At 39.1% G+C, this 25,713-nt stretch carries 20 protein-coding genes; all 20 read right to left on the bottom strand.

What is annotated here, in order from left to right:
• Positions 1–162 precede the first annotated feature (162 nt).
• Positions 163–2,145, bottom strand: coding sequence for a sensor domain-containing diguanylate cyclase (locus BM163_RS09300; protein ID WP_143088214.1), 1,983 nt, complete (start codon positions 2,143–2,145; stop codon positions 163–165).
• 699 nt (positions 2,146–2,844) lie between these two features.
• The gene (locus BM163_RS09295) at positions 2,845–3,075 is read right to left on the bottom strand and encodes a hypothetical protein (RefSeq protein WP_089802455.1); all 231 of its coding nucleotides are present in this window, start codon (positions 3,073–3,075) and stop codon (positions 2,845–2,847) included.
• Positions 3,062–3,214 (bottom strand): toxin-antitoxin system, antitoxin component, PHD domain protein, encoded by a 153-nt coding sequence (locus tag BM163_RS13675; protein WP_143088213.1) that lies wholly within the window; start codon positions 3,212–3,214, stop codon positions 3,062–3,064. The genes BM163_RS09295 and BM163_RS13675 overlap by 14 nt, the downstream gene beginning before the upstream one ends.
• A gap of 210 nt (positions 3,215–3,424) precedes the next feature.
• A complete protein-coding gene (locus BM163_RS09290; RefSeq protein ID WP_089802453.1) occupies positions 3,425–5,971 on the bottom strand; it encodes a DUF4268 domain-containing protein in 2,547 nt (848 codons plus the stop codon).
• Between the two features lie 203 nt (positions 5,972–6,174).
• On the bottom strand, positions 6,175–7,152 hold the full coding sequence (locus tag BM163_RS09285; RefSeq protein WP_229675545.1) for a recombinase family protein: 978 nt from the start codon (positions 7,150–7,152) through the stop codon (positions 6,175–6,177).
• Positions 7,153–7,402: 250 nt separating this feature from the next.
• Positions 7,403–8,773: a 23S rRNA (uracil(1939)-C(5))-methyltransferase RlmD gene (gene rlmD, locus BM163_RS09280; protein WP_089802449.1), complete on the bottom strand. Its 1,371-nt coding sequence runs from the start codon at positions 8,771–8,773 to the stop codon at positions 7,403–7,405.
• A gap of 134 nt (positions 8,774–8,907) precedes the next feature.
• A complete protein-coding gene (locus BM163_RS09275) occupies positions 8,908–9,864 on the bottom strand; it encodes a diacylglycerol kinase (protein WP_089802447.1) in 957 nt (318 codons plus the stop codon).
• Positions 9,865–9,994: 130 nt separating this feature from the next.
• The gene (gene gatB, locus BM163_RS09270; protein WP_089802445.1) at positions 9,995–11,425 is read right to left on the bottom strand and encodes an Asp-tRNA(Asn)/Glu-tRNA(Gln) amidotransferase subunit GatB; all 1,431 of its coding nucleotides are present in this window, start codon (positions 11,423–11,425) and stop codon (positions 9,995–9,997) included.
• Complete coding sequence (gatA, locus tag BM163_RS09265; RefSeq protein WP_089802442.1) at positions 11,426–12,904, bottom strand: Asp-tRNA(Asn)/Glu-tRNA(Gln) amidotransferase subunit GatA; 1,479 nt, start codon at positions 12,902–12,904, stop codon at positions 11,426–11,428.
• 11 nt (positions 12,905–12,915) lie between these two features.
• Complete coding sequence (gatC, locus tag BM163_RS09260) at positions 12,916–13,206, bottom strand: Asp-tRNA(Asn)/Glu-tRNA(Gln) amidotransferase subunit GatC (RefSeq protein ID WP_089802440.1); 291 nt, start codon at positions 13,204–13,206, stop codon at positions 12,916–12,918.
• 115 nt (positions 13,207–13,321) lie between these two features.
• On the bottom strand, positions 13,322–14,473 hold the full coding sequence (locus tag BM163_RS09255; RefSeq protein WP_089802438.1) for a CamS family sex pheromone protein: 1,152 nt from the start codon (positions 14,471–14,473) through the stop codon (positions 13,322–13,324).
• A gap of 16 nt (positions 14,474–14,489) precedes the next feature.
• Positions 14,490–16,478: an NAD-dependent DNA ligase LigA gene (gene ligA / locus BM163_RS09250; protein ID WP_089802436.1), complete on the bottom strand. Its 1,989-nt coding sequence runs from the start codon at positions 16,476–16,478 to the stop codon at positions 14,490–14,492.
• A gap of 16 nt (positions 16,479–16,494) precedes the next feature.
• A complete protein-coding gene (gene pcrA / locus BM163_RS09245) occupies positions 16,495–18,690 on the bottom strand; it encodes a DNA helicase PcrA (RefSeq protein ID WP_176587444.1) in 2,196 nt (731 codons plus the stop codon).
• A 12-nt stretch (positions 18,691–18,702) separates the two neighbouring features.
• On the bottom strand, positions 18,703–19,380 hold the full coding sequence (pcrB, locus tag BM163_RS09240; RefSeq protein WP_089802433.1) for a heptaprenylglyceryl phosphate synthase: 678 nt from the start codon (positions 19,378–19,380) through the stop codon (positions 18,703–18,705).
• A gap of 193 nt (positions 19,381–19,573) precedes the next feature.
• A complete protein-coding gene (locus BM163_RS09235; RefSeq protein WP_089802431.1) occupies positions 19,574–20,560 on the bottom strand; it encodes a Gfo/Idh/MocA family protein in 987 nt (328 codons plus the stop codon).
• Positions 20,561–20,863, bottom strand: a complete 303-nt coding sequence (locus tag BM163_RS09230; RefSeq protein ID WP_089802429.1) for a YerC/YecD family TrpR-related protein — start codon at positions 20,861–20,863, stop codon at positions 20,561–20,563. It lies immediately after the preceding gene.
• Between the two features lie 35 nt (positions 20,864–20,898).
• The gene (locus BM163_RS09225; RefSeq protein WP_089802427.1) at positions 20,899–21,939 is read right to left on the bottom strand and encodes a DUF3048 domain-containing protein; all 1,041 of its coding nucleotides are present in this window, start codon (positions 21,937–21,939) and stop codon (positions 20,899–20,901) included.
• 519 nt (positions 21,940–22,458) lie between these two features.
• Entirely contained in the window at positions 22,459–22,773 is a 315-nt protein-coding gene (locus tag BM163_RS09220; RefSeq protein WP_089802425.1) for a hypothetical protein, read from the bottom strand.
• Positions 22,774–22,906: 133 nt separating this feature from the next.
• Entirely contained in the window at positions 22,907–24,157 is a 1,251-nt protein-coding gene (gene purD / locus BM163_RS09215; RefSeq protein WP_089802422.1) for a phosphoribosylamine--glycine ligase, read from the bottom strand.
• A gap of 21 nt (positions 24,158–24,178) precedes the next feature.
• A complete protein-coding gene (gene purH, locus BM163_RS09210) occupies positions 24,179–25,711 on the bottom strand; it encodes a bifunctional phosphoribosylaminoimidazolecarboxamide formyltransferase/IMP cyclohydrolase (protein ID WP_089802421.1) in 1,533 nt (510 codons plus the stop codon).
• Between the last annotated feature and the right edge of the window lie 2 nt (positions 25,712–25,713).

Here is a 25,713-nt window from a genome sequence, read left to right as displayed (position 1 = left end):
GTCTACCCGCAGCAATGAATAGTTGACTCTTTCAAACATTACTTAAATCAAATAATATGACCATTCATTCTGTTAAAAAGGAAGGGCTAGATCATTAATGGTCATAACTTTCTTTTTAAAAACTCTACATTAATTATCATATAGGTATCCATCATCGGTCCATTAAGTGTTGCTCTCATCAATTACTTCCATTCGGTTACGCCCATTATTTTTCGCAGCATAAAGAGCTTTATCTGCTGTTTCGACGATGTGCTTTGGTGAGATAACATTGCTTGGATTAACACTTACTACCCCAAGACTAACGGTAACGTATGGAGCAGTATCCGATGCTGAATGATTAATCTTAAGTGACTCTACACCTGATCGAATTCTTTCTGCCACATTAATTGCCCCATGAGCATCTGTTTCAGGTAAAATGACAATGAATTCTTCTCCACCGAATCTAGCTACTGTATCCGTTGTTCGACCAACAATCGCCCTAAGTGTATCACCTATCTTTTTTAAACATTCATCACCATTTAGATGGCCATAGGTATCATTAAATTTCTTAAAATGATCAATATCAAGCATAATAAGTGACAATGCCATTTTAGATCGTCTCAATCGATAAAATTCTGTTTTAAGAACAAGATCAAAATATCTTCTGTTGGATAAGCCTGTTAGACTATCAGTCATCGCATGTAATTGGGCTGTATTTTTTTCGATTTCAAGTTGTTGAACCAAAGCTTGGATTTGTTGGTCGGCTATTTTACGTTCTGTGATGTCTCGAACAATAAATACCATGCGAATAGGCTCTCCATTAGGATTACGCACAAACCCGCTATTCACTTCAATATCAAATGTACTTCCATCTTGCCTCACCCCGTGATACTCATTCGGTCGACTAGCACCATCGTGGTACATCTTTTGAATATTAGCTTTTGCTCTTTCAACATCTTCAGGCACGATAAAATCTAATATATGCATCCCAACAAACTGATTAAACGACTCTTCGTATCCAAACATTTGTTTAGCCGCTGGAGAAATCATAAGAATGTATCCCTCTAAATCGGTGATAGTAATATCATCAGGTGACGCATTAAGAATAGAACGGTATTGTTCTTCACTTTCCATTAACGCTTGTTCTACTTCTCTTCGTTTCGTAATATCACGAATAACACTAATACTATGGGGCACACCTTGGATCAATATCTTTCTCGCTGAGATTATTCCGTAAAACTGTTGCCCTTTCTTATCTTTAAATAGATATTCCATGTTTTCGCAGATCCCTTGTTCTTTTAACTTAATTATAAATTGTTGTCGGTCATCGTTTTGATTCCATACGCATATTTTGGCAGTATGATCTTGTAATACTTCCTCACGCGTGTAGCCAAATATGGTTGAAAATCCTCCATTTACATCGACAAATGCCCCATCATGTAATCGTGTAATCATCGCGGCATCTGGTCCCGTATTGAAAATCAAACGCATTTTCTCTTTTTCCAAAAGATTTTCTATGTTTAGGCGCTGATTGATCATAAGAACCAAGCCAAAAGTCCAAAGGTTACTCGTAATAACAGGAATTATAAAGCTTGCTTTAAGAAGCATACCTTGTTCAATATATGTTTGAACCGATGGCGCACGCACGGTATAGATTACTCTTACCGTTAAAAATATACCGTAGACTAAAAACGCAACTGCAGTAAACTTGGCAGCATTAAATTTCGCTTGATCTTTTTCGGATATAAGTTTAAGCAGTGTTAGAAAAGAAATAAGCGCTAACGCACTATTGATGACGATTGTACGACTTGAAATATCATTATCGATAAATATGAAATAATAATAGATCAGCAAGAATACAACATATGACGTACCAAGTAAATAGCGGTTTTCTTTTTGATTAAAAAAACGAACAATTCCAATATAAAAAAATACTTGTCCGAGCACCATGAACGGATTGGCCACCATTGCGAGGAAGCGTAACGATTCTACATTCACTAAAGGCATAAAGAGGACACCAAGGACCATTAAACACGCGCCACTTAACCACCAGCCAATTCCACGGTAAGGTTTATTTTCTAATTGGTATTGAATAAACAAAGCAATAACTTGAGTGATTAAAATAAGACTTAATATAAAAATAAGTGTTTTTGTATCTAGTTGCATCACTTTCTTCTCCCTCTTCTATTAACCTTATTTTTATTCAATATTTTCACCATTACATTAAATAATTGAGGCTTCTCTATAAGCGTAAGTATTTTATTTACTTACACCTCCAAAACAACAAGGTTCTCGTTTGTTTTTTGGAGGAAATTATTTTACATTATGTATTAAAGTGATTCAATGTTTTTTTATAAATTCACACCGCTCGATTCTTTTCAGTCTATCTTAATGCTTTGGCAATTGAGCATGCTTTGTATCTATATCAATGTGTTGATCAGTTATTTCTCTCACTCATCATTCGATGCTTATCATTTTTTATCCGGTACTTAAACTGTGTTTGTAAAACTAAAGGCATTCTTATTAACAGGAATAAGATAAACAAAGGTTCTTCATCATCTATTATTCAAAAATGTTTATGACACTACCATAATAGCATTTAATCCTTTATAGTTCATTACTTTTTTCTCATATTAAACGAGGTAGATTAGACTCATTTACATTATTTTATTAAAAGATTCTCAAGGCTGACTTGCTTCTATTAAACTAAACAATTAAAAAATCTAACCATAATTTTAAAGCTGAGCTATGTTGATGTCACGAAAGTTCTTGACCATTTTCTAAAAAAAACGCCATCATACTTAAAGTTCAGCTTGGAACTTCGAGGATGATGACGGTATATCCAGTAAATGATGTACATGAAGATTATAAAAACTTAAGCCAGTCATGTTTAGGATAAAGTATTCTTTCTACATCGACTATCCTTTCTTTCTCATTGATGGAAAAGAAGACGATATAATTTTGACGATAAGTTTCCTGTATCCTAATTGGGATAAGCGCTGAAACAGGTATAAAGAGCTGGAAAGTAATATGCTTCACAATTTCCAGCAGATCATTTTCAGCTATCACTGTTAATTCAACGTTATATTTTTCCATCAGTTATACTCTGTTTAATATGATTCATAGCTTCATCAAATGGCCGTTTTCTTCCTTCTTCAACAGCTGTTCTTCCCTCATCAAGCTGTCGATAAAGATCTATTTTGCCACTTAGTGCTTCATACGCTTCAATACTCATAACAGCTAAATCACCTCGTCCATTTTTATCAGGCGATACCTGTATACTTTATTTTAGCAGTTACATATACCTTCAGTGGACAATATAATTGCAGGAAAATCGTGGATAGTTAGCTCAAAAGTCTTTTCATCAAAAAAGAAATGATATTCATTTTTATCTACGGTTATTTTTCCATGCATTGAGGCTACCCTCCTTTAGGCACATGTAATTTTAGTCAACTGCATCCAAAGCTTCCTTTAGTTTATCAAAATGAGTTATAAGCCAATTAAAACTTTCCTGATATTTTGACTTATCATACAAATCTGTAGTTGTTGAATACAGAACTCTTTTGTGTACACTCGTCTTTCTACTTGTGTACCATTCTAAATTAAAACCACAAACTTGTTCTATGGTTTCTTTATTTTCTTCTAGCTTAGTAAAAACTTCCCCGCTATAAATATACAGGCCAATTCGTAGTGTGGATTTCCCAATTATATTTAAGAAAACATGATAACCTGTCTTTCCTATACTTACATCATACCAATTTTGTCTCAAAGGTTTCCTGGAACCAATGTCATCAGTTCTTCCAATCTCTGCACAATAGTTCACAAAATTCGTCCAAAAGTCTAATTGCAAATCTGAAGTCGATACTGAACTACCACCATTAGTAATATCTACCATTCCTGGTGCAATTATCTCTAATGGCAATTCTGGCACTTCTTCTCTGACATCGTTGACAAATTCTAAGTGTAAAAGCTCCAACATCTGTTCTTCATTATCAAAGTACACATTCCATCGCTTTTCAAGAAATCTAAGCATTTTCATTCCTCTGTCTAAAATGCTTTTTGCATTCCATTCAGAGTGGTGTGATACTTCAATCTCTGAATGAGAACCATCTTCATATCCCCTACGACCTTTAGTATTAGATGATTTTTTATCTTCGAAACTATCATTTTGCAATGATGAGTTTACACTTTGCGATAAAGGCAACAAGTTTCCTAATGAAGCAGATAATGTTTTTATCTCTTCTTCATCGAATTGCCTGAATTGATTTCTCCAATACCACTTGGTGGGTGTTTGAGGAAGTATATGTTCAATCGTAACTTTATCTTTTTCAACTTTTGTAAATGGCTTCCATCCTAATTTTTCAATTCCTGTAAGAAGAGCTTTTTCAAATTCATACTCATATAAAAAATATCGAAGATCTCTCCATCCATAAAACCCATCACCATTTGAGAAGCGCTTATCTATTCTAGTAATAAAGTTCTTAATAGCATAGTCCATATCATATGTAGCAGTTTCTGTAAGAGACTTGGTTACTTCTGAAATCTCAATCTCTCGCATATACAAAGCTCTGGCTTTTCTATAATAATCACTGCTCTTATAGCTGGATTGAAATGCCGCCATTCTAAAAGATAAAAAAATAAATCTTTCAACAGCCTTAAAGAACTCGACTCGATCTTTTGGAGATATATTCAATTCAGGAACTAGAGAAATTGTAACGATAGGTCTAAAATAACCAATACCAATTCGATTAAGTCTTTCTAACCATATTTTTTCTTCATTAGTTAATTCACTTTGTTCTGGAAAATGCGTATAAAACCAGTACTTGGCAACGTCTTTTAAGCTATTGACATAAGATCTTATTTCATTAGGCTTTAATTTACTAATTTCAATAGGTATATCATTCTCTAGATTTTGAATGCTATCATCATCTTCATCAACTTCATCTTCTATTACCTCAGGGATTTCTTCATCAATAGCAACTACCTGCTTTTCAAAAATATTCTTTGCTGAGAATTTATTGAGCAGGAATTTTATATAATCATCCCCTTTTTTACGTGAATAATGAAAGTACATAATCCAATGCGCTCTTAGAAACTCATCATCAGATAATGGAGCATTTTGATTTCTGCCAAGCTGATAATACACTTCTTTCCACGCATCATTGATTTGTTTTCTTAACTCATCCTTATCAATAACATCTAGTTGAACATCATCATATAATGTTGTTAGATAAATAAGTCTATTCTTGAGAAGTTCCAGATTTGTAAGCTTTTTCCCTCGATTATTCATTGTTTCGAATGCAACAAAAACATCATAATCATCTTCGATCTCGTGGATATTAAACATAAGTTGTAAAGTCAATTTACGATAAAGGTTTTCTATCCCATCTAAGCCTTCTGAATCAAACAATTTATTTAAACAATCAATAAAAAACTCCTTAGCATACTTCAAATTTTTAGTATAATATGTCTCGTTAATCGTTCCACTGTGCGGTTCTTCATAAATCTTGTATGTAAGATACTCAGCACTTGGATTGTCAATCTCATAACCAAATAAATAGGTAGTAATGATATTCTGTGGCGGTCTTTTTTGCGATATATACTTCGATCGTATCGATTTCAGAGTTTGAAAACAGATGACTACTTCATCCTCATTTTTTTCAGCGTTGATATCAAGTCCTTTAGCAAACGATACGATTTCATTCATCAATATTGAAAATGTAGTAAGTCTTTGCTGCCCATCAACAACATGATAAGCTTTGAAACCTGAATCCAACAACCATTTATCATTGCCCCAGCCTATTGACTCAGATTTGGGTACAGCTTTTAGAGAAAGTAGTCCGGTATAATGATACCTATCTTCTTGTAGATTCATCACATCATCCCAGAAATCTATAAGTTGACTTTGCTTCCATGCATATCCTCTTTGATAGTCTGGAATCCTAAAAAGCTTATTCTGAAATAAATCAGAGAGAGATTGTAAATCACCCAAAACTAATCACCACCTTTATATTCATTCGATAACAGCCTTATTAAAATAAAAAAACTCGAATATGCACTCGAGGCTGCTTGAATATTTGCATATTATCCTATTTAAAATTATAAGATATTTCTAAATATTTATCAATGTAAACCCAGGTTAACTTAAAATAGCCGACTCAGATCATATATCCAAGTCAGCCAGCTAATCCCTAATTATTCCCCATTACACTCCATCTCCGTTGCATCCATAAACCGGATGATGATCTTCCCCGTTTCATAGACTTTGATGTGGTCCAAGGTTCTTAAGATGAAGTCCGTATCAACTTCTTTAATATGTTTTGGATCTTCTGTTATATCTGCAAACTGGACAGCCCTGTACTGTTCCAGCGGGTTTCCAAACTCTGCAGTAGTTTCCCATCTCCTTTTTAGCTCTTCTCGGTTATCGAGGAGTGCATTCCATGAAAGGATGAAGGCATCAATCAAAATGGCTTCATCAATGTGCCTATTGGTACAGCCCTGCACCCCTTTGACCTTATACCGTTCCTGGCATTGCCATACCTTTCTGTAGCTGTTCTTTGACTTCCAGCCTTTTCTTGTGAATGCCTGATTGCAAGTACCGCAGACTACCTTTCCCGCAAATGGGTTTGTTTCTGGCCTGTGTGAATAAGAGTTGGTTCCATGTTCTTCAATGTAGTTACTTCTTCTTTCGTATTCTAGCTGGACTGCTTCCCAAATCAAGGGATCAATAATGGCTTCATGATTTTCTTCGATGTGGTACTGCTGAATGTGCCCTTCATTCTTTGCTCGCTTTTTCGTCAGGAAATCAACGGTGTAGCTTTTTTGCAAAATGGCATCACCCTTATACTTTTCATTCTGAAGCATGCTTTGAATCGTTGTTGCCTGCCATTTAGTCTTGCCATTCCAGTTCTTCACTTCTTCCTTTTCAAGTGTTCGTTTGATGTGGTCTACAGTCTTGCCTGAAAGGTACTCATCGTAAATCCTCTCTACAATTTTAGCCTGCTCTCGATTTATGACCAGCTTGCCCTTCTCATCAGTGTCGTAGCCCAAAAAGCGTTTAGTGCTCATCTTGAACTGTCCGTTTTCAAAGCGTCTTCTAATCCCCCAGGTGGAGTTCTCGCTAATGGATCTGCTTTCATCCTGGGCAAGGGATGAGAGAATGGTGAGTAGCACCTCTCCTTTGGCATCGAGTGTGTTTATTGCCTCCTTTTCAAAATAAGTATTAATACTACATTTAACTGAACAACGCTTTTGTCAAACGTTTAAACTCCCAAACCAAAACGATAATTCCGTAGCTAATTCCAATCTATTTCTTTTCCTGCTCAGGTTAAAACACACCAGTTATTCATCACTTTACACACTTTCATAAAATAAAGAACCCCTGAAAACACCTTAAACACGGTATTTCCTAGGGCAACTGCATTTATTTTCTTGTCAGCAAAGCTACCACTTCAACATGACTTGTCTGCGGGAACATATCCACAGGTTGAATATACTTGACTTCATAATTACCTGATAACACTTTCACATCGCGTGCTAACGTAGCCGGGTTACATGAAACATAGACGATCCGTTCTGGTCCCATATCGATCATGGCATTTAGTAAAGCTTCATCACACCCTTTACGCGGTGGATCAACGACAATTACGTCCGGTCTTAACCCTTGCGTCTTCCACCAAGGCATTACCTTCTCAGCTTCACCGACAACAAATTCCGCGTTGGTAATGTTATTAAGTGCCGCATTTTTCTTCGCATCATCTATGGCTTCTGGCACAATTTCTACACCGTAGACCTGTTTTGCTTGTTGGGCTAAAAAGAGTGAAATCGTTCCGATTCCACAATACGCATCGATCACCGTTTCTTTTCCGGTGAGTCCAGCAAAGGCGAGCGCTTGGTCATAGAGCACCTTGGTTTGGTCAGGGTTCACTTGATAAAACGACTTCGCTGAGATCGCAAACTTCACATCACCTATCGTATCATAAATATAATCCGCTCCATAAAGTGTCACTGTTTCTCTACCTAAGATGACATTAGTCCGTTGACCATTCACGTTTTGAATAATTGAATCAATATCCGGGAAAGCTTTAATAATTTCATCAAGTAGGTCTTGTTTGTGCGGCAAGGTTTTTGTGCGCGTGACAAGTACTAACATTAATTGATTCGTTTGTTTTCCACGCCTAACAACAATATGACGTAGCGTGCCCTTATGAATATTTTCATCATAGGCTCTAATGCCGAGCTTACTCGCAATCGTTCTTACTTTTTCAACAACAGCATCATTTACTTCGTCAGTAATGATACACGTCTCCATACCTTCAATGATCTCATGACTTTTCTTCCGATAAAAGCCTGTAATCAGTTCCCCGTTTTTTTCACCCACAGGAATTTGAACTTTATTACGATAACGCCAAGGATTTTCCATTCCGAGCGTTGGTTTTACTTCAACATCTGTAATATGGGCAATCTTTTTAAAGACATTTCCGACTTGCTGTCGCTTCATTTCAAGTTGCATCTCATAATCCATGTGTTGTAATTGGCAACCCCCGCATTGATGATAAACATCACAAGGTGGCTCCACACGATGGGCACTTTCTTTTTTTAGTTCGACTAATTTCCCTATGGCAAAGTTTTTCTTCACAAAAATAACCTTAACTTCCGCCTCTTCTCCGGGCAAAGTATTAGGAACGAACACAGGATAACCATCGATTTTTCCCACACCATTCCCTTCGTGGGTCATATCTTCAAAAGTTAAAACAATCGTTTGATTTTTCTTTACAGGTGCATGTTTACTCATTATTCTCAACGTCCTTTATCTTCATTTGCTGTTGTAAGTGTAGCAGAAACTCTCACTTTTTAAAAGCCTTTCATTCGACAGTATTTCCCGGGAAATACAAAAAGACTCCTACTAAAAGAAGTCTTCTTATCATTTTATTCATCCCCATCTTCTGGAAACTCAATCGACTCAAGTAATGCTTTCTTATCATCGGCCTCTTGATGGTCATCTTGAGGTAATATATAGCGAATATGTTGTTTAAGATTTTTAAAGTGTCCAGGCAATAATCCACCGTATTCCCCATCTATGTTTAACTGCATGGTTTCCTCAGTTGTTACTTTTATTTCATTTGCTGTGGCATGAAAGACATGTTTATTCGATATGTGCTGTCCACGGAGAGCGTCTGAGATCACACGGACAAATTCAGCAATATTTGTATTTTTTAAAACAAAAATATCAAACACCCCGTCATTCATACGGGCATCAGGCGCTAATTTTTCAAATCCTCCAACTGAATTAGAGTTCGCAATTAAAAATAACATAATATTATCTTCAAATACTTCACCATCATACTCTATTCGTGTATGAATTGGACGGAGTCTAGGCAACATTTCGACACCCTTCATCACATAGGCCAGCTGACCAAGTACGGTTTTTAGCTTGCTTGGCACTTCGTAAGAAACTTCCGTAATCTTCCCCCCACCAGCAATGTTGATGAAATAATGCTCATTTACTTTACCAATGTCTAAGGCCTCTTCATGACCATTCACAATACTTTGAACGGCTTTATCAATTTGACGTGGAATCTTTAAAGCCCGCGCGAAGTCGTTCGTTGTACCTGCGGGGATAATGCCAAGCGTTGGGCGGTGTGGTTGTTCGGCCATGCCCGAGACAACTTCATTGATTGTTCCATCTCCACCTACAGCAATAATCAAATCGAATTTTTCTTCACAAGCAAATCGAGCAGCCTTTATCGCATCACCTTTTTCTGTTGTCTGATGAGCCGACGTGATAAAGCCAGCTTGTTCCAGCGTTACTAAAACATCCGGTAGCTTTTGCTTAAAACCTTCTCTGCCTGATGTTGGATTATAAATAATACGTGCGCGTCTCATGATTATCCCCCTTATTTATTCTATATATAGCTATGTATCACGTCAAAATCATATCACTTTTCAAATAAAAAGGCTATCAATAAGTCATTGATAGCCTTTTGTTTAAGATTATTTTCTTATGTTCTAATGCTTAGCGCTTATTGATCTCTTGCATCAAAATCTTATTCACCATTGGCGGGTTCGCTTGACCTTTGGTTTGTTTCATCACTTGTCCAACCAGGAAGCCAATCGCTTTATCTTTACCATTTTTAAAGTCGATAATCGATTGCTCATTTTGATCTAAAATTGCCGTAATGATGTCTGTTAACTGACCCTCATCAGATATTTGGACTAATCCTTTTGCTTTTACAATATCATCCGGATTTCCCCCGTTTTGCACAAGCTCACTAAAGACTTTTTTCGCCATCTTAGATGAAATGGTGCCGTCTCCAATTAACGTAATCATTCGCGCAAGTGCTTCTGGCGTCATTGGTAAATCATGCAGCTCTTTTTGCTCTTTATTAAGGTATGCTGACACTTCTCCCATTAACCAGTTTGATGCTTGTTTTACATCGGCACCTGCAGCAATTGCTGCTTCAAAGAAATCAGACATTTCTTTTGTTTGCGTTAACACCATTGCATCATATTCAGGTAAATTCAAGTCTTCCACATAACGCTTTTTACGTGCATCTGGTAATTCAGGAATTTCCGCACGAATACGCTCTTTCCATGCCTCATCAATATAAAGTGGCACTAAGTCTGGTTCAGGGAAGTAACGGTAATCATCTGAACCTTCTTTAACACGCATAAGAATCGTTTCTTTTGTTTGTTCATCATATCGGCGCGTTTCTTGTAAAATTTCTCCGCCTGTTAATAGGACTTTTTGTTGGCGCTTCTCTTCAAACTCAAGACCTTTTTGAACGAATGAGAATGAGTTTAAGTTTTTAAGCTCTGCTTTCACACCAAATTCATCTTGTCCAATGGGACGAAGGGAAATATTCGCATCACATCGCAGTGATCCTTCTTCCATTTTACAATCTGATACACCGGTGTACTGAATAATACTTTTCAGTTTTTCTAAATACGCATACGCTTCTGCTGGTGAGCGTAAATCTGGCTCAGATACGATTTCAACAAGTGGTGTGCCTTGACGGTTAAAATCTACAAGCGAATACCCTTCATCCGTATGTGATAATTTACCGGCATCTTCTTCTAAATGCAGACGTGTAATACCAATACGTTTTGTTTTTCCATCTACTTCAATGTCAATATAACCATTCTCTCCAATAGGTTGGTCAAATTGAGAGATTTGATAGGCCTTTGGATTATCCGGATAAAAGTAATTTTTACGATCAAACTTAGTATGTGTTGCAATCTCACAATTTAGCGCCATTGCTGCCTTCATCGCAAAATTGACCGCTTCTTCATTAAGCACCGGCAAAACACCTGGGTAGCCTAAATCAATCGGGCTAATATTTTCATTTGGTTCTGCACCAAAATGATTGAAGCTCGGGCTAAATATTTTCGAGTCCGTTTTAAGTTCAACGTGGACTTCTAGTCCAATGATTGTTTCAAAGTTCATTTATTTTGCACCTCCCAAATTGGGGCGTTCTTTATGATGTTCCGTTGCTTGCTCATAAGCATATGCTGCACGATAAATCGTCTTCTCATCAAAGTGTTTACCAATAATCTGCAAACCAATTGGCAAATGATGTTCTTTGCTAAAACCACATGGTAATGACAACCCAGGTACACCTGCTAAGTTAACTGGAATGGTTAATACATCGTCAGCATACATTGTTAATGGATCATCAATTTTTTCACCAACCTTATAGGCTGGTGTTGGTGACGTTGGACCAATAATAACATCAAACGTTTCAAACACTTTATCAAAGTCCTGTTTGATTAACGTCCGTGCTTGTTGTGCTTTTTTATAGTAAGCATCATAATAGCCTGAACTTAACGCGAACGTTCCAAGCATAATTCGGCGTTTCACTTCATCTCCAAAGCCTTCACTGCGTGACTTTTTAAAGAGATCAATTAAGTTCTCCGCTCCTTCAGCACGCTTACCATAACGAATCCCATCAAAGCGCGCTAAGTTAGCACTTGCCTCTGAAGAAGCCAATAAGTAATAAGCGGCTACAGCATATTTTGAGTGTGGTAATGAGACTTCTTCTACTGTTGCACCAAGTGATTTAAATACTTCTAGTGCCGCTTCAACTTTCTCACGTACTTCAGGCTGAATACCTTCTTGACTTGATAAGTATTCCTTAGGAACAGCAATTTTTAGTCCTTTTACACCTTCTTTTAGCGCATCATGGTAGTTTGGAATGTCAACATTAGCTGATGTTGAATCCATCTTATCATGGCCTGCAATTGCTTGAAGAACATACGCATTATCCTCAACTGTACGTGTCAATGGACCAATTTGGTCTAATGATGATGCAAAAGCTACTAAACCAAAACGTGAGACGAGGCCATACGTTGGTTTTAAACCGACGACTCCGCAAAACGATGCTGGTTGGCGGATAGACCCACCTGTATCAGAACCCAGTGAATAAAAGACCTCACCTGCTGCAACAGCAGCCGCCGAACCACCACTTGACCCACCAGGGACATAGTCTGTGTTCCATGGGTTACGTGTATCATAATAACCTGAGTTTTCTGTTGTTGAGCCCATCGCGAACTCATCCATATTTAACTTACCAATGACAACAGCTTCTTCTTTATTTAGTTTTTCCATAACCGTCGCATCATACAAAGGATCATCAAAGTTACTCAAAAATTGACTGGCGCACGTCGTTCTTAATCCTTTTGTAACAATGTTATCTTTAATTCCCGCAGGAATACCATATAAAGGATTTGTTTTTTCAGGCATATTTTCATCCAATTGTTTGGCTTTTTCCAGTGCTCTATCTTTATCTAACGTAAGAAATGATTTAACCTCATCTTCTACTGCATCGATACGGTCATAAGAAGCTTGTACAAGTTCTGTGACAGTCAGCTCCTTATTATGTAGCTTTTTTTGTAGCTCATCTAATGTATAATCAAATAATGTCATCTGTATCCCCCCTATTCTAAAATCGCTGGCACTTTAAACTGTCCAGCTTGATGGTCTGGTGCATTTTTAAGTGCGTCTTCACGCGTAATCCACTTACGTGGCTCATCTTTACGCATCACATTTTTTAAGTCCAGCACGTGAGTTGTTGGCTCTACCCCTGTTGTATCAAGTTCATTAAGTAACTCTGCATAATGAATAATATCACCTAATTGTTTTGTCATAACTTCTACTTCTTCCTCACTTACGGCTAAACGAGCTAAGTGAGCAACGTGTCTTACTTGATCTTTTGAAATGTCTGTCATTTCATTCACCTCCGATTATCTTACGTCCCATTATTTAAACATACTTATGATAATAGCAAACTTTTAATAGTTTAGGCAACTGTTCCATTGAATTATCTGAAGATTTCGAGGATGCCTATTCATATATATAGACATCCGCTTTTTCTGCATCCCGCTTACGGGTAATTAAGCTCTCTTGACGCGCATCTGACCTGATGACGACTTCCAAATCGAAATGCGTTTGAAAACTATCCATAACAAGGCCGTATACATATTGGGTAAAGCCATTTACTTCTGCTTGACCTTGAAAAGGAATGGGTATTTCTAACTTCAGCCGTCTCAGTTGATTGCCTTGATAAAAGCCTTCACCTATTAGCCCGACATAATTAGGGAAAAATTCTCTAATGTCATTTTGGAACTCATTCACAATCGCTGACAAATCAGGATCTACTTGACGGGCACGGGTTGATGGGAAAAGGACATACTCTTCATCTACCGTTTGCCACCCACTCACATTCCCAGAACCTGCATCTACGACCGTCTTAGCTACAATACTTCCAGGAACGAGACTATTCCTCGTTGCTTCACGATAAATCGCAATCATAATAGGCACATCCGCTAAGCCATCTTTTTGTCGTAAACGCGTCACAACTTCCGCCGCTACTCGGTTAGCTTCAGATAGCATCGCTTCTGACTCAATTGATTCATAATAGAAAGGGCCACCAATCTCTGTCTGAAATTGATATTCAGATTTCATCGCAATCCCTAGTGAGATGCCGGCTAATTGGACAGAATTTTCCTCTGTACGTACCAAATAATTCTGTTCTAGAATGTGCGTTAAATATTTCGGGTTATCTCGCTCATCTTGAAGTTTTTCATCAAGTGAACTATCTGAGCTATAACTTATGGCAGGATTCAATCCAAGCTCTGTTGTATCCGAGTAACGTTCTAACCAACTATATAATTCACTTCGACCGATTTGTTGACCTTCTTGAAAGAAGTAATCTTTCGGATCAAACACATCTGTTGAATGGCGTCTTAAGTCATTCTCAAGTGCACGTATATCCACGCGGTTAGCAACTTGGTTCGTCGTTACACCACGTGATTCGCTTAAGCGATAAGGTAAGAGCACCTGGTAATCCGACGCATCGACTTTGTAATTCGGTATAATCGCTGTCTCTTGTTCTTCTCCGGGTAGTGTCTCATCAATGACTTCATCATTATCTTCATATCTCGGGGCACAACCCACAAGTAGTACAAGTACAAACAGCATAATCACACGCTTCATCATTTCCCTCCTCTCCTTATGTCAACTTTTCTTTTAACATCGCTTCATTCCAGATAGTGATGCCTAATTGTTCTGCCTTCTCTAGTTTTGAACCTGCTTGTTCACCAGCAATTAAAACATCTGTTTTCTTAGATACACTCCCCGTCACTTTTGCACCACGCGCTTCTATAAGTGTTTTTAACTCTTGACGTTTATAATGCTCGAGTGTTCCAGTAATAACAAACGTTTTATTCGTAAAGCTCTCATCTACTGCAGCAGATGTTTTAGGGCCTGTATACGTCATGTTAACCCCTGCCGCATGTAAACGAGCCAGTAATGTTTCCACATGAGGTTCATTAAAATATTGGCTAACAGCATCCGCCATTTTATCACCAATTTCATCAACCGCCATCAATGATGCTTTATCCTGTTCCCTTAAGCATGTCATCGTTTCAAAACGGTAAGCTAATGTTTTCGCTGCCTTTGAACCAATAAAACGAATGCCAAGCCCAAACAAAAGACGTTCGAGAGAATTGTTTTTTGATGCCTCAATCGCACGTAGTAAATTATCGGCCGACTTCTCACCCATGCGATCGAGCGTTAATAAATCTTCTCTTTTTAAGTAATATAAATCACTCACATCTTTAACGAGGTCAGCTTGGTACAATTGCTCAACAACCTTCTCTCCTAAGCCATCAATGTTCATCGCTAAGCGAGAAACAAAATGTGCGAGTCCTTCTGTCAGCTGCGCCGGACATTGTGGATTCAAACAGCGCAGAGCCACTTCACCTTCAAGTTGCGTGAGGTCTGAATCACAGCTCGGACAATGCGTTGGCATATAAAAGGGACGAGAATCTTTTGAGCGTTCCTCTTTAATCACACGCACCACTTCTGGGATAATGTCACCCGCTTTTTTTATAATGACGCGATCTTTAAGACGAATATCTTTTTCCTTGATATAATCGCCATTATGCAATGACGCTCGACTGACTGTTGTGCCTGCTACTTTAACAGGTATTAAGATGGCCGTAGGCGTGACAACCCCCGTCCGTCCAACACTAAAGTCAACGTCTTCTAGCGTTGTTACTACTTCTTCTGCAGGAAACTTATACGCTATTGCCCAGCGCGGACTTTTAGCGGTAAAGCCTAGTTGGTCTTGGTCATTTATACTATCAACTTTAATGACAATACCATCAATATCGTAAGGCAAGTCTATGCGCTTCGTCGACCAGCGTGCCACATAGTCAATCACCTCTTCAATCGAGGAGCACACGTGGCGTTCTTTATTGGTTTTGAACCCCAATGACTCAATATATGCTAAATACTCGCTGTGCGATTGTTTTTGTTCAGGCGCTTCACCCACAGCATATAAAAAGATATCTAAGTGACGCTTGGCGGCAATCTTACTATCTAATTGACGTAAAGACCCTGCCGCTGCATTACGAGGATTGGCGAACGGCTCGTCAAAAAGCGCAATGCGTGCTTCATTTAATTTAAGAAAGGATGCCTTAGGCATAAAAGCTTCACCTCGTACCTCTAAACTGCCTGACGTCTGAATACTTAGTGGCAAACTTCGAATGGTTTTAAGATTTTCTGTTATGTCTTCTCCTGTTTGGCCGTCTCCCCTGGTAGCGCCAATTGTAAATCGCCCTTCTTCATATGTTAAGGACACAGCAAGGCCATCAATTTTAAGCTCACAAACATAATCAATTGCCTCCTTACCAAGTGCTCCTTTCACACGCTCATCAAACGCACGTAAATCTGTTTCATTAAAGGCGTTTCCAAGAGATAACATTGGCCGTTTATGTTCAACTTTTTCAAACACCTCACGCACTGTCCCCCCAACTCTTACAGTTGGTGAATCAGCCGTTTTAAGTTCAGGATATTTATCTTCTAAATCTATCAACTGTTGCATTAAACGATCATATTCACTATCTGGGACAGATGGTTGATCTAAAACGTAGTATTCATGATTGTATTGTCCAAGCTTCTCTCTTAACGCTTGTATATCTTCTCTTACTCCCATCGCTAGAGTCCTCCCGCTATTTTTTTGTAATTGGCGCAAACTGTGCCATCAGCCGTTTTAAACCAACGGGTGCTGGAAAAGCAATGTCGAGTTCGCGTTCACCAGGCTCCCCTGAGACTTTTACTACCGTGCCCACTCCCCATTTTTTGTGCTCCGCTTTATCACCTGGTTTCCAGTCTAAATTAGCGCCTGGTGATGGTTGTTTAACTGGACGTCGAACCGGTTTTTGTCTGTTTGCCTCTCGCACCGGCAATCCAAAAGGTTCTGACGCTTTTTTATCGAATCCATCAATTAATTCCGTTGGAATTTCATCTATAAAGCGACTACGGTTATTATAGTTCGTTCGACCATAAAGTGTCCGCATATTTGCATGCGTTAAGTGCAATTCAGCTTCTGCACGCGTAATACCGACATAACAAAGTCGACGTTCTTCGTCCATCTCTTCTTCATCCATCATTGACCGGCTATGCGGAAAGACGGTTTCTTCTAAACCAATCAAAAAGACTGCCGGGAACTCAAGTCCTTTTGCTGCATGAAGTGTCATAAGGGTTACTTTATTATCCCCATGTTCATTATCATCCAATCGATCAATGTCACTAATAAGGGCTAAGTCAGTTAAGAAACTTATTAGCGACTGATCTTCTGATTGCGCTTCGAAATGTTGTGTAACAGACTTAAATTCATTGATGTTTTCTAAACGCGTTTGCGATTCAATAGAAGGATCATTTTTTAACATCTCTTCGTAGCCCGTTTCTTCTAATACATCCTTCACCATATCCGTCGCCGTTAAAAACGTCTGCTTTTTATTCCAATTATTCACCATCTCACTAAACAAAAGCAGCTGATTCGTTGCCCGTTTACTAAGACCAATAAAATCGACTTCTTTAATTGCTGTGATAAGCGAAATATCATGTATGTCAGCGTACTGCTGTAATTTTTCTAACGTTGTTTTACCTATTCCACGCTTCGGTTCGTTTACAACCCGACTAAAACTCACATCATCATCTGGGTTAGAAATGAGACGTAAATACGCAAGAACATCTTTGATCTCTTTTCGGTCATAGAACTTTGTTCCACCGACCATCTGGTAAGGGATGTTTGATTTCACTAGTGTCTCTTCAATTGCGCGCGACTGTGCGTTGGTTCGATATAAAACAGCATAATCACGATAGTGATATCGTCCTTCTCGAACTGATTCACTTATTTTATCAGCCACATAATAAGCTTCATAGCGCTCAGTCTCCGCTTGATAATAAATGATTTTTTGTCCTTCTGTATTATCAGTCCAAAGGTTCTTTTTGATTCGATTTCGATTATGTTCAATAACTGCATTTGCTGCATCGAGTATGGGCTTTGTTGATCGATAATTTTGCTCTAAAAGAATCGTTTTTGCTTCTGGGTAATCCTTTTCAAAGGATAAGATATTTTTTATATCTGCCCCGCGCCAACGGTAAATCGATTGGTCTTGGTCACCGACGACACAGACATTTTTAAATTTCGCGGCTAACAGCTTGACTAACATATATTGTGCGTGGTTCGTATCTTGATACTCATCCACATGAATATATTGAAACTTTCGCTGATAGAAAGCCAAAACGTCTGGAACTTGTTGGAACAATGTAATAGTTTGCATAATTAAATCATCGAAGTCCAGTGCTTGATTTTTCCTTAGAATCTTCTCATAATCGGTGTAGACATCGGCCACGACTTTCGTGAAATAGTCATGCGCCTCTTTTTTAAAGACTTTTGCTGTTAACAACTCATTTTTCGCTTGACTGATCATACCTAACATCGTACGCGGTTCAAACTTCTTTGTATCTAAATTGTTGTTCTTTAATATATTTTTTATCACCGTTAGCTGGTCTGCACTATCAAAAATAGTAAATTGTTTATTATAGCCAATCCGGTCAATATCACGCCGTAATATCCGGACACACATGGAGTGAAACGTCGAGACCCACATGTTTTTTGCTTCGGGTCCTACAAGCTTTTCCACTCTGTCTCTCATCTCACGGGCTGCTTTATTCGTAAAGGTAATGGCTAACACACTAAAAGGGGAGACGTCTTTCTCATCGAGTAAGTAGGCAATGCGATGTGTTAACACACGTGTTTTTCCACTACCCGCCCCTGCCATAATCAAGAGCGGCCCATCGGTATGTTTAACTGCTTCTTGTTGTTTTGGATTTAACCCTCGTAATAACGGATTGCTCACAAAAATGCCTCCTTATTTTATCTTCACTGTTTTAATTGCCTGATTGAAGTCGGTATATAAACTGTTGCCCACAACAATGGTGTCAGCATATTGCTTCATTTCTTTCGCATCTTCAAGCGTTTTAATGCCACCACCATAAATTAATTGCGTTTCCTTTAATGGTTGCGCTACTTTTTTTAACACATCTATGTCTCCTTTTACACCGGAATATTCCAGGTAAAAGATTGGGAGATGAAAGAGATGTTCAGCCATCTTCGCATAACCCACCGCATCCTCTACGGTTGGAAGCTGACAATGAGCCAGTTGAAATGCCTTAGCATCTGGATTCATTATACAGTAGCCTTCTGCACGCACATCATCAAAGGGAATCATCGGGCCAAAAGATTTGATGGCTTCGTGCTGCAAGTCCATCATCCACTTCTTTTCTGTACTATTTAATACCATCGGGATTAAGTAATAATCAAATCCAGGTGTTACTGCTTCTGTATTTGACACCTCAAGTGCCACGGTCACTTCATAACGACGGATGTGACTAAGCAAGTCAAGGACACCATCAAGCGTCACGTTATCTGTACCACCAACGATAATCGCATCTGTCCCTGACTCACACACTTGGTCAAGTTCATCGTCGGTTAATGATTTTGCGGGATCTAATTTAAAAACGTGTTGCCACGTATCAATTGTCTTCATCATATATTCCTCCAAGACTTATTCATCGTTTCATTATAACAAAATCTGTGCCAGCTATGTTGAAACACATAAAAAAACAAGAAAAAACACGCCGAGTGTCAGCGCATTTTTTCTAAAAAACGTCATCTTATCATTTTGGGAATTCAAAGAAAAACCGGATCAAATGAATAAGGACTACTTAATCGCAAGAAAGTTATTTTTCATCCGCTGGGTAAACGACCCCGATTTGGCGACGGGCTTCATCTAGTACTTTCATCGTTTCTAATGATGTCTCAAACGTATTAATATCACTTTCTGTTTCACCTGTTTTAATAAGGTCCGCAAAATGACGCGCTTCATACCCCATAGAATTGGTTAACTGTTCAAGGGAACGCTCTTGTTTATCGCCCTTTTTATCAACCAAGTGAATACCGGACATATCACTCCATTTATCAATCACAATCGACCCGTTTTCGCCTTGAATTTCTGACGGAAGGGCACTGTTGGTGATTTTAGAAAAAATCATATTCGCTTCAAGCTCGTCATAGCTTAACAAAACGGTGCCACTGCCATCGACACCTGATGCTAACACCATTGCTTGAGCTTGAATCTTTTTCGGACGTCCAAATAGTTTAATGACCGGATAAATGGTATAGATACCGATATCCATTAATGACCCGTTTGATAATTCTGGTTTAAAAGCATTAAGTACTTCGCCTTCTTTGTAGCGGTCATAACGAGAAGAATATTGACAGAAGTTCGCGATGACCCTGCGAACGGGTTTGATCTCTTCCATTAAATCTTTGACTAAGTCAAAGTTAGGTAAATGGGTTGTTTTCATCGCTTCCATTAACACAACGCCTTCTTTTTCTGCGACAGCGATCATTTTTTCAGCTTCACGTACATTCGATGCCATCGGCTTTTCAACTAAGACATGTTTTTTATTTTCCATTGCCTGGATCGCTTGTTGAGCATGAAGAGCTGTTGGGCTCGCAATATAAACCGCATCAAAAACATCACTTTCAAAAAATGCAGATAAGCGGGTAAATGTGTGATCAACAGCGTATTTTTCTGCAAACTGTTTAGCTTTTTCTTCTGTACGAGAATAAACTGCCGTTAACTGCAGTTGATCTGTTTGATGTGCTGCTTCTAGGAAACGTTCTGTAATCCAATTTGTTCCGATCACACCTAATCTAATCATTTATTTATCCTCCTTGGCTGCTAATTTTTTTAGCACCGCATCATAGCCGCCACTACCGTACGTTAAACAACGTTTCACACGAGAAATCGTTGTTGTTGACGCATGTGACTCGTCCACAATGGCGTGGTATGTTTGTCCTTCAGACAACATTTTTGCGACTGTTAATCGTTGTGTTAATGCTTGAATTTCATTCATCGTCGCAATATCATCAAAAAATTGATAACATTCTTCTCGCGATTCTAGTGATAGTATCGCATCAAACAGTTGATCCAATTGTTCCCCGCGTAATTTATCGATTTGCATCGAATCCCCTCCTTCATATTAAATCACACAACTATTTATTCTGTTAGGCTCACTTGGTCAATCCCTTGTGATGTTGGTACAACATTCACCCATGTTTGACCTGGAACAAACGGGACAACTTCACCATCTTCAACTGGAAGCAAGCGGCCATCAATATTCTCCCAATTGACACGTTTAACATAACCTTGTTGAAATAATAATGCTCGACCCCCTGAGGCTAAATCCACTTCTCGACGACCAGCGTCATCAACGACTTCGTGGTACGTCTCAAGAATAAAGACGTTATCTAACATAATTGGCGTCTCATCGCTTAGTTCCTTCGTTTGCGATTGATTATTGTAGCGTGTGTACGTCTTTGCTTCATCATTATAAAGGTAACGCACCACATCATTGCCATAGCTTATCGAAATTTCTGATGCCTTCTCACTCGCTGATATTTCCCCTCGATTAAAAGTTAACGGATCAGGAGATTGCTCAACAGTGTAACCTTTACTTGTTGCCGCTTCGTCAATACCTGCTGTGATCAAATAAGAATTGTGTGGGGCCACTCGGAATGATTCACGCTTAAAAAGTGTTTGGTTATTATCATAATAAGCCCCGTTCAAATAATCCGCTGCACCATCTTGAAGCATCTTTTCAATAAATCCTGCTGCACCATGGTAAATATAGAGCGCCCCATAATCGTCAGCCAAGTTAAAGTAGTACGGCCGGGCACTTCGAATCGGTCCGATCACATCTGGCACTTGACTATGGAACATCGCTAAAAGGCGAGTAATATTCCCCTCAGCAAGAATTTCAAACACGATATCTGCTTGTGATAACCCTGATTGAGGGCGTGCGCTTGGATGATTATTCACCATGACAGCGAGGATACGATGAGTAAGTGGCTCATCCAACGGCTCACCAGTTAAAGGCGCCACATTTTCCCCCATACTTTCAATCGGTTCACGCATCTGTTCTGACGTTTCTTTTTTCTGTTGGTCTTTTGACGTCTTCGCGTCATCGCCATTACATGCTACTAAGATTACACTAACAAAAATTAAGGCCATGATGACTATTTTTTTCACAGGACTCATCCTTTACTCTATTAGTTCGTTACTCTACTGTCTAGTATAACAAATCTCACTCGTTGACGGGAAATGAATTTCTTATTTTAACGATTGCTCACAAAAAACGACACCAGGTTGCGTCTTTTGTTGACCAGCTGCTATACATGTTGTAGCTCAATACGTGAAAACCATGTCACAAGCGTTGGTGATCGGAAGTTGATACATGTCATCTGGAGCCGCTAATTATTATATAAAGCTAAAAGTAAGGGAATTAGAAGGGGGCGTTACACAGCGGTATTAATCAAAGGATTTATAAAAAGGGAGAAAGACCTGATATAGCTAGCGTGATTTTCGGGCTGGCCTGTTACCATTTGAAAACATGTTGCGTGCAACCAAACCATGTGATCATTTGCCAGTCATCAGAACAGAGATCTATGATTTAGTTAACTATTATTCCTCGTTGAACTACCCCTACCTAACATTCTAACGAATATTTGAGGAAGGGGATCCCTAAGGACACTCTAAAGGTGACCCATGCTCGTTCAATTAAGCATGAGGTTTTCTACTCTCCATCCGCCGCAAACCTATTTTCTCAACATGTTTTAAAGCCTCTTGGGGAAATAGGGTGTCCCAGGAACACAACTTGCTTTGGTCGAATCGTTTTGTATGGTAGAACACATGGGTTGTAACAAAAGACAGGGTACGCGTCATATACGCCCATTGCGCCCAATAGTGTAGACTGTGTTTCTGCTCTGGGACAAGTGAATACAACATCGGTAGGAGTGTTTCTTTAAAGCCCATTATCCGACAGGCAATGACATAAGCTGCTGCCATGTGAATGGACACACTGAGCCGCTTCATATATTTGATCTTTCCAATGTGACTTGTATAAGCGGGGTTAGCAGCGTAGGAGGAAGGTGTCTTCTCGCTCTAGGACGATAAAATTAAAAAGCAGGCCCTCTTCAGCCTGCTTTTTATATCTATTTCCTTATAATCATGATTTGAATCCGATATCTTTTCGGTAGAAAAAGTCATCTGTTCGATCAAAACATTCGAGGTAACGGTACACTGCTGTTTGTGCCTCTTGTTGTGTTGGCTTAACAGCACCAACAAGCAACACACGACCACCGGCAGAGACAAAACCATCCTTCGTTTGCTTTGTGCCCGCATGGACCACATAACAGTCAGGATCTTCTGGTAGTTCAGGTAGAACAACACCTGTTTCATACTTTCCTGGATAGCCTTTAGCAGCTACGACTGTTCCAATCGCAAATGCGTCTTTAAATGTTAATTGTGGATCCCTGCCTTGACTGACGGATTCAATAACATCAATCAAGTCATTCTCAAGTAGCGGTAATACAACTTGTGTTTCAGGGTCTCCAAATCGAGCATTAAATTCAATGACGTTAATTCCCTCTTTTGTTTCAATTAATCCTGCATATAATAAGCCGGTATATGGACGTCCTTCCTTGACCATCGCTTTTGCGACTGGTTGAAGTACATGGTTAATCGCAAAGTCCACATGAGCTGGACTCAGATCAACAAGTGGACTGTAAGCTCCCATTCCACCAGTGTTAGGTCCTTCATCATTATCAAATGCTCGCTTGTGATCTCTAGCTGGAATCATAGGGTAGACGTTGACACCTTCTACAAAAGCAAACAATGAGAATTCTTTACCATCAAGAAACGCTTCAATCACTACCCGCGCGCCAGAATCACCAAAACTATGATTAAGAAGCATGTCTTCAACTGCATCAATCGCCTCTTCCTCTGTCATAGCGACAACAACACCTTTTCCAGCAGCTAAACCATCCGCTTTTACAACGATAGGTGCCCCTTGTTCCTTAATATAGTCAATCGCAAGACGCGCGTCTGTGAACGTTTGATAAGCCGCTGTTGGGACATTGTATTTCTCCATCAAAGCTTTTGTAAAGTCTTTACTGCCTTCAATAACTGCGGCCTCTTTTGTTGGACCAAAAATATTTAGTCCCTCTGCTCTAAAAGCATTAACAATCCCCTTAGTTAAGGGGACTTCTGGACCAACAATCGTCCACGCGATACTTTCTCGTTTTGCAAAATCTATCAATTGATCAAAATCTGTCTCTTCTATGTCCACGCATGTCGCATCAAGACTAATACCCGCATTACCTGGCGCAACAAAAACATCTGTGACGCGCGGGGATTTATTTAATGTTTTTACCAACATGTGTTCACGACCACCACTACCAATCACAAGTACCTTCATGTCTTATTGTCCCACTTTCCTTTAATGTTTAAAGTGACGCATTTTCGTCATAACCATAGCTATACCATGCTTGTTACACATATCAATCGACTCTTGATCGCGTTTAGAACCGCCTGGTTGGATGATGGCAGTTATGCCACTAAGGGCCGCATTTTCAACCGTATCTGGCATAGGGAAGAAAGCATCTGAAGCTAATGTGGCACCTTTAGCTTTTTCGTTTGCTTGTTCAATCGCTATTTTGGCCGCACCTACTCGATTCATTTGGCCTGCACCTACACCGACTGTTTGATCTTTTGTTGCTAAAACAATGGCATTTGATTTGACATGTTTCACTACTCGCCAACCAAATAGCAGCGCTTCTAATTCTTCTGCGGTTGGTTGACGGTCTGTGACAACGTCTAAGTCATTTAATTGGATACTGCCTTCGTCACGGTCTTGTACGAGTAAGCCTCCCAAAACACTGACGACTTTTTTCTTATCAGATGTATCTTTTATAAACGCTGTCTCTAACAGACGTAAATTCGGTTTTTCTTTTAAAATAGCTAATGCTTCTTCACTGAAACTTGGAGCAATCACAATTTCCAAGAATATCGTTTTTAATTGTTCGGCCGTCGCTTTATTTACCTCACGGTTTAACGCAACAATCCCGCCGAAGATGGAAATAGGGTCAGCATCATATGCCTTACCAAAGGCTTCTTCAATTGTCTCACCAATACCTACACCACAAGGGTTCATATGTTTAATTGCAACCGCCACTGGCTGTTCATTAAATTCTAATGCAATTTCAAGCGCCGCATTGGCATCTTGAATATTATTATAAGATAATTCTTTGCCATTTAATTGCTTACAGTGCGCTATTGAAGCCCCTTGATAATGTGCTTTTTCGTAAAATGCAGCTTCTTGATGTGGGTTTTCACCATAACGTAACGATTGTTTTAATTCATAGCTAAGCGATAAGGTTTCAGTGTCTTTTTCTTCCGTTAAAGTAACGAAATACTCTGCTATCAAGCTATCGTAATGTGCGGTATGTCTGAATACTTTTGCTGCGAGTTGTTTACGCATCTCGTGATCACTACCTGCTTGTAATGACGTAAGAACGCGATCATAATCAGTTGGGTCGACCACAACCGTCACATCGCGGAAGTTTTTCGCCGCTGAACGTAACATCGTTGGTCCACCAATATCAATATTTTCTATCGCTTCAGCTTCTGTTACGTCAGGTCTTTTAATCGTTTCTTTAAATGGATAGAGATTAACAACGACGACGTCAATTAAGTGCATGCCTCGTTCTGCTAATTGCTTCATATGATTTTCATTATCACGGCGTGCTAAAAGACCACCATGAATAACAGGATGTAGTGATTTTACACGACCGTCTAAAATTTCATCTGACCCGGTGATTTCTGACACTTGAAGTGCCTCTAAACCACCTTCATGAAGTGCTTTTAACGTCCCACCTGTTGAGATAAGTTCAAACCCAAGTTCTATTAACCCTTTCGCGAATGGGACTAGTCCCGTTTTATCAGAAACACTAAGTAACGCACGTTTCTTCACTA

The organism is Halolactibacillus alkaliphilus (assembly GCF_900115465.1).
Lineage (GTDB): Bacteria > Bacillota > Bacilli > Bacillales > Amphibacillaceae > Halolactibacillus > Halolactibacillus alkaliphilus.
Note: the sequence above shows the minus strand (reverse complement) of the source record. Positions and strands in the feature narration are given on the sequence as shown.